8 protein-coding genes are annotated in these 11,296 nt (G+C 59.9%); 6 read left to right on the plus strand and 2 right to left on the minus strand.

Going from position 1 to position 11,296, the window contains the following annotated elements; all coding sequences use genetic code 11:
- Both P7F28_RS01705 and P7F28_RS01710 read left to right on the plus strand, forming a co-directional pair.
- A partial coding sequence (locus P7F28_RS01705; RefSeq protein ID WP_277182698.1) for a hypothetical protein occupies positions 1-477 on the plus strand: 477 nt, incomplete at its 5' end.
- A gap of 103 nt (positions 478-580) precedes the next feature.
- Complete coding sequence (locus tag P7F28_RS01710) at positions 581-2,047, plus strand: PepSY domain-containing protein (protein WP_277182700.1); 1,467 nt, start codon at positions 581-583, stop codon at positions 2,045-2,047.
- A 27-nt stretch (positions 2,048-2,074) separates the two neighbouring features.
- Here P7F28_RS01710 and P7F28_RS01715 read toward each other — a convergent pair whose 3' ends face one another.
- The gene (locus tag P7F28_RS01715; protein ID WP_277182702.1) at positions 2,075-2,959 is read right to left on the minus strand and encodes a metal ABC transporter solute-binding protein, Zn/Mn family; all 885 of its coding nucleotides are present in this window, start codon (positions 2,957-2,959) and stop codon (positions 2,075-2,077) included.
- Between the two features lie 202 nt (positions 2,960-3,161).
- Here P7F28_RS01715 and P7F28_RS01720 point away from each other — a divergent pair, with 202 nt between their 5' ends.
- Positions 3,162-5,228, plus strand: coding sequence for a TonB-dependent receptor (locus tag P7F28_RS01720; protein WP_277182704.1), 2,067 nt, complete (start codon positions 3,162-3,164; stop codon positions 5,226-5,228).
- Between the two features lie 8 nt (positions 5,229-5,236).
- On the opposite strand, the gene metE is transcribed toward P7F28_RS01720, so the two are convergent.
- Complete coding sequence (gene metE / locus P7F28_RS01725; protein WP_277182706.1) at positions 5,237-7,528, minus strand: 5-methyltetrahydropteroyltriglutamate--homocysteine S-methyltransferase; 2,292 nt, start codon at positions 7,526-7,528, stop codon at positions 5,237-5,239.
- A gap of 64 nt (positions 7,529-7,592) precedes the next feature.
- Between metE and P7F28_RS01730 the strand changes: the two genes are divergently transcribed.
- The 3 genes from P7F28_RS01730 to P7F28_RS01740 all read left to right on the plus strand — a co-directional run.
- Complete coding sequence (locus tag P7F28_RS01730) at positions 7,593-8,546, plus strand: LysR family transcriptional regulator (protein WP_277182708.1); 954 nt, start codon at positions 7,593-7,595, stop codon at positions 8,544-8,546.
- A 269-nt stretch (positions 8,547-8,815) separates the two neighbouring features.
- Positions 8,816-10,396 (plus strand): isocitrate lyase, encoded by a 1,581-nt coding sequence (locus P7F28_RS01735; RefSeq protein ID WP_277182710.1) that lies wholly within the window; start codon positions 8,816-8,818, stop codon positions 10,394-10,396.
- 284 nt (positions 10,397-10,680) lie between these two features.
- Positions 10,681-11,296 (plus strand): hypothetical protein (locus P7F28_RS01740; RefSeq protein ID WP_277182712.1); only part of this gene is annotated, 616 nt, incomplete at its 3' end.

Consider the following 11,296-nt stretch of genomic DNA (forward strand, 5'->3'; position numbering starts at 1 on the left):
GCCCTTCGCCACCTGATCCGGCGAGGCGGCGCAATGCGGCACGCTCTGCTGGCAATGGTGTTTGGCGTGCTGCTCGCGCGAGCCTTGCTTTCGAGCATCGTCATGATCGATCCGGATCATGATGCGGGCGGCGCTGTCCTGATGCTGTGCTCGGGCCACGGCGTGATGCTCGTCGCACCATCGATGCACGACGACGACGCCATGCAGGCGATGCCCGGCATGGATATGTCGGACGCATCGGATATGGCCATGCCGATGGATCACAAACATGACGACGCGGGCGCCATAAGCCATACCGGCGATTTATGTGCCTTCAGCGGGGCGCTCGCCACCGCGCTCGCAAGCATCGTCGTACTTTTCTTCCTGTTCGCGCCTCTTAGGCTGCGTGAATCGTGGCGTCTCCCACGATCCGCGCCGATACGCGCGCTTCTTCTCCACTTCAGGCCGCCAACGCGCGCGCCGCCTTTGTTCGCCTGATAAGCCGCTTTATCTGACGTCCGCACGCGAGTCCGGACGCGCTTATCCATTGACGAACCAAGGCGCGCCGAACGCGACGCGCCGGTAGGGAAAAGGAGCAAACATGTCCACTACGTTCAAGGACGCCACGGCCACCGCGCCGAAGACCGGTAACGGCTATCGCACGCTGTGGCGATGGCATTTCTACGCAGCTTTATTCGTGATGCCGTTTCTCGTCGTGCTGGCGATTACGGGCACGTTGTACTGCTTTCAGCCGCAGATCGAGCCGTTGCTGTATCCGCATCGGATGATCGTGCAGCCGGAAGCCGCGCCGAAGCTGAGTCAGGACGCGTTGCTTGCACGCGCGCAGGCCGCGATGCCCGCGAACGCGCAGGCCACGAGCGTGCGCGTGCCTAATGCGCCGGATCGCAGCGCCGAATTCGTGTTTCGTGTGCCGCAGCAGGGAAGCCAGAGCGTGTACGTCAATCCGTATAGCGGCGATGTGCTCGGCACGCTGAGCATCGATAATCGCTTCATGCAGGTTACGCGGATGCTGCATCGCAAGCTCTTGCTGGGCAAGTTCGGCGAGTTGCTGATGGAACTGGTGGCGTGCTGGACGCTGGTGATGATCGGCACGGGCATCGCGTTATGGTGGCCGCAGGGCGCGGCGCGCATGAGCCGCGCGTTCGTCCCCGATCTGACGCTGACGGGCCGGGCGTTCTGGAAGAGCCTGCATGCGTCGATTGGTATTTGGCTGGCGATCGGCGCGGCGGCATTCGTGCTCTCGGGTCTGCCGTGGACGGGATCGTGGGGACAGGGTTTGAAGTCGCTCTCGACCCGCGCCAATCTCGGTGCGCCCGAGGGTTCGTGGGGCGGCTTGCCGTTGCGATCGGCCGTGCCGGGGCAAAGCGCATCGGCGCAGACGCAGACGCACACGCCGAGTGCGGGCCATCATCACATGAGCGAGATGGAATCGATGCCAGGCATGACGATGGATGACATGCCGCTTGCCAACGTGCCGTGGGCGGTCGGCGCAGTGAAGGTGCCGAGCTTGGCCGCAGGCGAAAGCGGCGCGCGCATCGGTATCGATCGCGTGATCGGAATGATGCGCCGGGAAGGGATCGACGGCGGTTACGAGATCGCGCTGCCGCGATCGGCGGACGGGGTCTACACGGTGTCGTATTTTCCCGCCGATCCGAAAGCGGAGCGGACCATTTATATCGACCAATACAGCGGCGCGGTGATGAAGGATATCCGCTATGAGGACTACGGCGCGGTGTCGAAAGCGGTGTCGTACGGCACGGCGCTGCATATGGGCCGCTATTTCGGGCTGGCCAATCAGATCATTTGCGCGGCAATCTCGCTCGGGCTTGCATCGCTTGCCGTGACGGGCTTCGTGATGTGGTGGAAACGCCGCCCCGCGAAGTCGGTCGGCGCACCGTCGCGCGAACGTGCGGCCCCGCCGATGCGCGGCTGGAAAGCCGGCATGGTCCTGCTCGCCGTGATCTTCCCGCTGATGGGCGCGACGATGATCGCCGTGTGGCTGGCGGATCGCGCCGTGTTCAGGCCGTATGCGCGTCAGACCTCATAGCCTTGGCCGACGCCTCGAGTTTGGCGCTTACTTCGCGCTTTTGGAAAGCGCCTTCTCGACCGCGTTCAGTTCATCGAGCACCCACGCCTGATACGTCTTCCCAGCGGGCGCGGTCTCGGTGACGCCCACGACAGGCACGCCGACTTTGAGCGCAAGATCGCGCATGCGTTGGGCCGCGCCGCCGCTGGCCTGACTGTTGTAGAACAGCACGCGCACGCTGTGGCTTTTCAGATCGTTCTCGAAAGCCGCCACATCGGACGCCGATGGTTCCGTGTCATTCATGACGGCAAGCTGGAACTTATCGTTTCGCATATCGAGGCCGAGCGCCTGCGCCATATAGCCGAAAACCGGTTCTGTGGCGGTCACCGGCGTGCCCGCGTACTTCGACTTGATCGCGGCGACGCGCGCGTCGATCGGCTTGAGCGATGCCAGAAACGTGTTCAGATTCTTCGTGTAATCCGCTGCATGCGCGGGATCGCTCGTCTGCAATGATGACGCGAGTTCGCGCGCGTAAGTCGGCATGGCGTCCGGCTCGTACCAGAGATGCGGGTTATCGCCCGATTTCTTCTTGAGCAATTCACCCACGACGATCGTCTGCCGGTTCGTTGCCTTCGATGCCGACAGCAGCTTGTCCATCCAAGGATCGTAGTCCGCGCCGTTATAGACGACGATTTTCGCGTTGGCCAGCGCTTTGCCCACACTCGGACTCGCTTCGAACAAGTGCGGATCTTGATCAGGATTACTCAGGATGCTCGTGACCTGAACGTGCGATCCACCGATCTGACGCGCCACATCGCCATAAAAATTCTCGGCGGCCACGACTTTGACAGGCGACGCGGCGGTTGCGGGCAGCGAGACGCACATGGCCGCGACGAATGACGCGACAAGCGCTGCGATTGAAACGAACTTCATAGACGACTCCAGGGCGATTGAAAAATACGGGTGTAGGCAGGTTGCAACGAATCTTTACGCTATTAATGCAATGATATAACATTGCGTTCGCACATCGGAGGGTGCCGGAATTTCGGTGTGAGCACCGCGTTCGCATTATGCAACGATATATTGTTGCGTGGGCGACGCGGGCGATATCAGAACGAAATAAACCAACGACCACGTGAAAAAGAACCTCCAACGCCTTTCGCCACTCTCGCTGGCGTGCTTCGCCGTCATCGCTCAGGCGCAGCAGGATACGGCGACAAGCGCCGCGCCGATCCCCGGTGGCGCGCTTGCGCCCGTCTTCGTCACCGCCAATCCGCTGGGCGATACCGACCTGATCGCGCCCGCCACCGCCTTGTACGGCGATGAACTGACGCGCCGGCAAACCAACTCGCTCGGCGAAACGCTCAACGGACTGCCCGGCGTATCGACGACGACTTACGGTCCGATGGTCGGACGCCCGATCATCCGCGGGATGGACGGCGACCGCATTCGTCTGCTGCAAAACGGCGTCGCCGCGTGGGATGCGTCGTCGTTGTCCTACGATCACGCGGTGCCGCAGGAGCCGCTGACCATCGAGCGCGTCGAGATCGTGCGCGGGCCGGCCGCGCTCTTGTACGGCGGCAACGCGATCGGCGGCGTGGTGAATACCATCGACAATCGCATTCCGCGCGAGCCGATCAAGGGCGTGGACGGCGCAGTGGATGCCAGCTACGGTGGCGCGAACAACGCGCGCGCAGGCGAAGCGATGGTCGAAGGCGGCAACGGCCAGTTCGCCTTCCACGTCGATGCCTTCGACCGCGAAACCAGTAAGGAGCGCATTCCCGGCTTCGCGCATTCGGATCGCCAGCGCGCGCTCGATGGCCCGGACGCGGACGAGGCCTACGGCAGCATCCCGAACAGCGATGGCCGCTGGCACGGCGGCGCGGTCGGCGGCGCGTACACGTGGGCGGACGGTTACGCGGGCTTGTCCTACAACGGCTACGAGGCAAACTACGGCTCCGTCGCGGAAGACGACGTGCGTCTGCGCATGCATCAGGATCACGTTGCGTTCGCGTCAGAAGTGCGCAATCTGAAAGGCCCGTTCTCGCAACTGAAGTTCGATTTCGGTTATACGGACTACGAACATAAGGAAATCGACGATGGCGTGACCGGCACGACTTTCCGCAATCATGGCTACGAAGCGCGCATCGAGGCGCGGCATCGCAAGATCGGGCCGCTGGAGGGCGCGATTGGCGTGCAGCTCAGCCAGAACACGTTCTCCGCACTCGGCGATGAAGCGCTCGTGCCGACCACGCAGACGACCAACGTCGCGCTGTTCGGCCTCGAAGAATGGAACGTCACCGATGCGTTCAAGCTGAGCGCAGGCGCGCGTTACGAGCACGTCAGGCAAGATCCGACGGCGGCGGGCAACGAGAAGTTCGCAAGCGCCACCACGCGCGATTTCAACGCGGCGAGCGCATCGCTTGGTGCGTTGTACAAGCTGACGCCGGCGTGGGCGGTGGCGGGCAATATCGCTTATACCGAGCGCGCGCCCGCGTTGTACGAGTTGTTCGCCAATGGGCCGCACGACGCGACCGGGCAGTATCTGATCGGCAATCCGGACGCGCAAAAGGAAAAGGCCATTTCGGGCGATCTCTCGCTGCGTTACGCGAGCGGTCCGAACAAGGGCAGCGTCGGCGTGTTCTACAGCCGCTTCCGCAACTATCTCACCGAGTACAACACCGGCCGTCTGGTCGATGACGACGACGAGCCGGTTCCCGCAGGCACCGACGGCGCATTGAACGAGGCGGTGTATCGCGGCGTGCGGGCGGAGTTTTACGGCATCGAATGGGACAGCAAGTGGCGCATTTTCGAGCAGGGCGCGCACAAGGTCGATTTCTCGCTGGTCGGCGACTACACGCACGCCCGCAATATGGACACTGGCTCGCCGCTGCCACGCATTTCGCCGCTGCGCGCGACCGTGGCGCTGGACTACGGCTACGGTCCGTTTGGCGCGCGCGCGGAGATGGAACACGCGTGGGCGCAGCACCGCGTGCCGGAAGACGATTTGCCGACCGCGAGCTACACCAAACTCGGCGTGATGCTCACCTACAAGTTCCACGTCGGCGAAACGCACTGGCTCGCTTACGTGCGCGGCGACAACCTGACCAATCAGGACATTCGATACGCGAGTTCGGTGGTGCGCGATATCGCGCCGGAAGGCGGACGCAGCGTGATGGTCGGCCTGCGCACGACGTTCTGATGGATTGGTCAGGCGGACTGCCGCAACGTCTGCGCCGCCGCGACCATGTTCTTCAGCGCAGGAATCACCTCTTCCCACTGACGCGTCTTCAGACCGCAATCCGGATTCACCCACAGGCGCTCGGCTGGAATACGCTCCGCCGCCTTCTTCATCAAATTGACGATGTGTTCCTCGCTCGGAATATTGGGCGAGTGAATATCGTACACGCCCGGTCCGATTTGATTCGGATAACTGAAGTCATCGAATGCGTCGAGCAGTTCCATGTCCGAGCGCGATGTTTCGATGGTGATGACATCCGCATCCATATCCGCGATCGACGCGATGATGTCGTTGAACTCGGAATAGCACATATGCGTGTGGATTTGCGTTTCGTCCTGCACGCCATTCGCAGTAATCCGAAACGATTCCACCGCCCAGCGCAAATACTCCTCCCATTGCGCGCGGCGCAGCGGCAGACCTTCGCGCAACGCGGCTTCATCGATTTGAATCACGCGCACGCCGGCCTTTTCCAGATCGAGCACTTCTTCGCGGATGGCGAGCGCCAGTTGATAGCACGACACCGAGCGAGGCTGATCGTCACGCACGAACGACCAGTTCAGAATCGTTACGGGACCGGTCAGCATGCCCTTCATCGGCTTGCTCGTTTGTGACGCCGCGTACTTGGTCCACTCGACGGTCATCGCTTTCGGGCGGCTGATATCGCCGAACAGGATTGGCGGCTTCACGCAGCGCGAACCGTACGACTGCACCCAGCCGAACTGGCTGAATGCGTAGCCATCGAGTTGTTCGCCGAAGTATTCGACCATGTCGTTGCGTTCCGCTTCGCCGTGGACGAGCACATCCAGACCCAGCGCTTCCTGTTCCTTCACCGCGCGGCTGATCTCCTGTTCCATCGCGGACTTGTAGCCAGCGGCATCCAGTTCGCCTGCCTTGAACTGGCTGCGCGCATGACGGATCGCGCTCGTCTGCGGAAACGAGCCGATGGTCGTAGTCGGAAACGCGGGCAGACCCAGAATCGCGGCCTGCTTCTTCGCGCGATCTTCGTAGCTATTATTTCGTTGTCCGAGCGATGCATCGAGTTCGGCGAGCGAAGCCTTGACTGCAGGATTGTTCACGCGCGGCGATTGACGGCGGCTCTCGATCGCAGCGGCATTGGCGGCAAGCGCGTCTTTCACCGATTCGCGGCCGTGGTTCAATGCGCGCGCAAGCACATCGAGTTCATCGAGCTTTTGCAGCGCGAACGCGAGCCACGACTTGATTTGGGCGTCGAACTTTACTTCGCTATCCAGATCAACCGGTACGTGCAGCAGCGAACACGATGGCGCAATCCAAAGGCGTTTGCCGAGTTGCGCGTGCAGCGGTTCGAGCCAGTCGAGCGTTGCGGTCAGATCGCTTTTCCAGATATTGCGGCCATTGATCGCGCCGACCGACAAGACTGATGTATCCGGCAACTGAGCGACGATCTCTTTGATCTCGTCGCGTGCGTTGATCGCATCGATATGCAGGCCATCGACGGGCAGTTTGCAGGCGAGCGGCAGATTGCCCTGCAACTGGCCGAAATAAGTCGCCAGCAGCAAACGCACGCGGCGCGCCGATAGCACGTCGTACGCCGCGACGAAGGCGGCTTGCCACTTCGGATCGAGTTCGGTGACGAGCGCGGGTTCATCGATCTGTACCCAGTCCACGCCTTGCGCCGCGAAGTGATCTAGCAATGCGGCATACACCGGCAGAATGCGCGGCAATAGTTCGAGCTTGTCCGACTCGTCCTTCGCCTTGCCGAGCCACAAATACGTGACCGGCCCGATGATCACCGGCTTCACGTTCACGCCGACCGCGCGCGCCTGCGCCACTTGTTCGATCAGGCGTGAGATATCCAGCTTGAATTGCGTGTTCGCATCGAATTCCGGGACGATGTAGTGGTAGTTGGTATCGAACCACTTGGTCATTTCACCCGCCGCCACGCCGCCGCAGCACGCCGCGTGTTCTTCGGCGCTGGCGGCCGACCGGCCACGCGCGACGCGGAAAGTGTTGTCGAGCGTATCGCCGTGGAAATCGCGGACGCGCTCGGGCAGATTGCCGAGCGTAAAGCTCATATCGAGCACTTGATCGTAAAACGCGAAATCGCCGACGGGCACGTAATCCAAACGCGCCTGATCCTTCCAGTGGCGCTCACGCAAGTTGGCGGCGGTCGCCTTCAGTTCTTCTCGCGATGACTCGCTTTTCCAATACTTTTCGAGCGCGAACTTCAATTCGCGTTTTGCGCCGATGCGCGGAAATCCCAGATTATGTGTCGTAGCCATGTTGCGTGTCGTCCGTGAAGAAGTAATTGGACACGATGATAGAATTTTCGATGTATGAAGAAAAATGGATTGTTTTCATACATCGATTAATGTTTTTCATGGAGCGGAAATGCTCGAGCGCAATCATTTGCGGGTCGTGCGGGAAGTGGAGCGTCAGGGTTCGCTGACCGCTGCGGCCGACGTGCTCAATCTCACACAGTCGGCGTTGAGTCATACCGTCAAGAAGCTCGAACAGTATTTGGGCACGGAAATATGGACGCGCGAAGGGCGCTCGCTGCGCCTCACGCAGGCGGGGCAATATTTGCTGGGGCTGGCGAACCGCATGCTTCCTCAGTTCGAACAAGCCGAATTGCGTATGAAGCAATACGCGCAGGGCGAACGCGGCACGCTGCGCATCGGAATGGAATGTCACCCGTGCTATCAATGGTTGCTGCGCGTGGTGTCGCCGTATCTGAAGGACTGGCCGGATGTGGATGTGGACGTGAAGCAGCGCTTTCAGTTCGGCGGTATCGGTGCGCTGTTTGGCTTCGATATCGATGTGCTCGTCACGCCTGATCCGCTGAAAAAGGACGGTCTGCGCTTCGTGCCGGTGTTCGATTATGAGCAGGTATTGGTGGTGGCTGATGGGCATCCGCTGGCATCGGCTGCGTATATCACGCCGGAACAGCTTACTTCGGAAGTGCTGATCACGTATCCCGTCGAAACGGATCGGCTCGATATCTACACGCAGTTTTTGTCGCCCGCGAACGTCATGCCGCGACGGCACAAGACGATCGAAACCACCGACATCATGATGCAGATGGTCGCCAGCGATCGCGGTGTCGCTGCGTTGCCGCGCTGGCTCGCGGAGGAGTACGCCGACCGCATGCCGATTACGCCCGTCAAGTTGGGCAAGAAGGGCATCGCCAAAAAAATCTATCTGGGCGTGCGCGAGTCGGATCGGGAGATCGAGTATCTCGCTGCGTTTCTGACGCTTGCGCGGAGTATCGGCGGGACGCGTGCGCGCGTGCGAACTTGAGGCGGCATCAAAAATTCAGCGACCGAAAGCGGCTTTCACATCGTGAAATGACGTGGGATTTTTCGCGCGCGGATGTTTTCGTCGCTTGAAAGTGCGTTTTGCATCGCAAAAAACGATATGCAAGTAACTGAAAAATAACGATAAATTATCTCTTATGTCTTATATAAGAGTTGAGTGGACGGCGCTAATATGGAGTCATGTGATTCGCTTCGAAAAACCCAGCGACACGCTGATCATCCTTAAACGCTCTTCGCTCTCAGGAGAAAAACATGTCCCAATACCAAGACGACATCAAGGCAGTTGCCGGTTTGAAGGAGAAACAAGGCAGCGCGTGGAATGCGATCAATCCGGAATCGGCTGCACGCATGCGCGCGCAGAACAAGTTCAAAACGGGCCTGGATATCGCCCGGTACACGGCCAAGATCATGCGCGCCGACATGGCCGCGTACGACGCCGATCCGTCCAAATACACGCAGTCGCTGGGCTGCTGGCATGGCTTTATCGGCCAGCAGAAAATGATCTCGATCAAGAAGCACTTCAACAGCACCGAACGCCGCTATCTGTATCTTTCCGGCTGGATGGTCGCCGCGCTGCGTTCCGAATTCGGCCCGCTGCCGGATCAGTCGATGCACGAAAAGACCTCCGTCAGCGCGTTGATTCGTGAGCTGTACACCTTCCTGCGTCAAGCGGATGCGCGTGAACTCGGCGGCCTGTTCCGTCAACTCGATGCAGCCACGGGCACCGCGAAAGCCGCGATTCAGGAGAAGATCGACAACCACGTGACGCATGTCGTGCCGATCATCGCGGATATCGACGCGGGCTTCGGCAATGCGGAGGCCACGTATCTGCTGGCGAAGCAGTTTATCGAAGCGGGCGCTTGCTGCATCCAGATCGAAAATCAGGTGTCCGATGAAAAGCAGTGCGGCCATCAGGATGGCAAGGTGACGGTGCCGCACGAGGACTTCCTCGCCAAGGTCCGCGCGATCCGTTACGCGTTCCTCGAACTGGGCGTGGACGACGGCATTATCGTGTGCCGTACGGATTCGCTCGGCGCGGGCCTGACCAAGCAGATTGCCGTGACGCATACGCCGGGCGATCTGGGCGATCAATACAACGCGTTCCTCGATTGCGACGAAATCGCCGCCGACGCACTCGGCAATGGCGATGTGGTCATCAAACGCGACGGCAAGCTGCTGCGTCCGAAGCGTCTGCCGAGCAATCTGTTCCAGTTCCGCGCCGGTACGGGCGAAGCGCGTTGCGTGCTGGACTGCATCACGTCCTTGCAGAACGGCGCGGACTTGCTGTGGATCGAAACGGAGAAGCCGCATATCGCGCAGATCGGCGGCATGGTGAGCGAAATCCGCAAGGTGATTCCGAACGCGAAGCTGGTGTACAACAACAGCCCGTCGTTCAACTGGACGCTGAACTTCCGTCAGCAGGTGTATGACGCGATGAAAGCCGCAGGCGACGATGTGTCGAAGTACGACCGCGCGCAACTGATGAGCGTGGAGTACGACGATACGCCGCTGGCCGCCGCCGCCGATGAGAAGATCCGCACGTTCCAGGCTGATGCATCGCGTGAAGCGGGAATCTTCCATCATCTGATTACGTTGCCGACGTATCACACGGCTGCGTTGTCAACTGACAATCTGGCGAAGGAATACTTCGGCGATCAGGGCATGCTCGGTTATGTCGCTGGCGTGCAGCGCAAGGAAATCCGTCAGGGTATAGCGTGCGTCAAGCATCAGAACATGTCCGGCTCGGATATCGGCGATGACCACAAGGAGTACTTCAGCGGCGAAGCAGCGTTGAAGGCGGCGGGCAAGGACAATACGATGAATCAGTTCTGATACTTAAGCATCCTTAATTTATAACGCAGCATCGTTTCGCATTCTTTTAGCAAAGCCGGCTTCTTCAAGAAGCCGGCTTTTTTTCGTCCCAAAAGTCTTGGATGAACGCTCGCCGCCTTCCGCACGGACGTTCGTCTCGCGCTTAGCTCAAGAAAAAATAATCATCGATTGCAAGAGACGGTGAATGTCTCGCTCGTTCATAGAATGGATTTCAGACATCAGGCGCGGTGGCCCGAATCGTTCAGGCCGCCTGGTGCTCATCACATTCATTCGAGAAAGCAACGATGAAAATATTCGTAGTGTCGCTCGAAAGTCTTTCCACACGATACACGTGCGAATGGCTCGAAGGCGTGCCTGCCACGCTTGCGCAATGGGCCGAACAGGCAGGACGGCAAGTCGAGGTCATCAATATCGTCGGTGAGTCTGCGGCTCACGATACGACGTCGGGCGCGTTCGTGAACTTCGCGGAAACGAACCGGTGGAAAGGCGAGCAGGCCATTCGCATCGCCCGATTGTTCGCTAACGGTGAAGTCGAAAACGGCGACAGATTTCTCTTTACCGACGCGTGGAATCCGGTCGTGCTTCAAGTGAAGTACATGGCCGATCTGTTGGGCATACGCGCCGGGCTGCACGGAATCTGGCATGCGGGACAGTACGATCCGCAAGACTTCCTCGGCAGGTTGATCGAACACAAAGGCTGGGCCAGAGCCACGGAAGAAGCCATTTTTCATGCGCTCGATCGCAATTACTTCGCGACGAACTTTCATCTCGAACTGTTTCTAAAGGGCGTGTTCGGCGCGGGCTCACATGACCTTGGAAGAAAGGTGGCGTTAGCCGGTCAGCCGCACGAACAGATGATGCAGCATTTGAAAATGTTAAGGATGACGAATTCATTCAATG

The organism is Caballeronia sp. BR00000012568055, assembly GCF_029439455.1.
In the GTDB taxonomy this organism is placed as follows: Bacteria; Pseudomonadota; Gammaproteobacteria; order Burkholderiales; family Burkholderiaceae; genus Caballeronia.

What these genes read in the sequence shown, in the direction of transcription:
- P7F28_RS01710 (WP_277182700.1), top strand. Translation starts at nt 581, where the DNA reads ATGTCCACTACGTTCAAGGACGCCACGGCCACCGCGCCGAAGACCGGT.
- P7F28_RS01715 (WP_277182702.1), bottom strand. Translation starts at nt 2,959, where the DNA reads ATGAAGTTCGTTTCAATCGCAGCGCTTGTCGCGTCATTCGTCGCGGCC.
- metE (WP_277182706.1), bottom strand. Translation starts at nt 7,528, where the DNA reads ATGGCTACGACACATAATCTGGGATTTCCGCGCATCGGCGCAAAACGC.
- P7F28_RS01730 (WP_277182708.1), top strand. Translation starts at nt 7,593, where the DNA reads ATGGATTGTTTTCATACATCGATTAATGTTTTTCATGGAGCGGAAATG.
- P7F28_RS01735 (WP_277182710.1), top strand. Translation starts at nt 8,816, where the DNA reads ATGTCCCAATACCAAGACGACATCAAGGCAGTTGCCGGTTTGAAGGAG.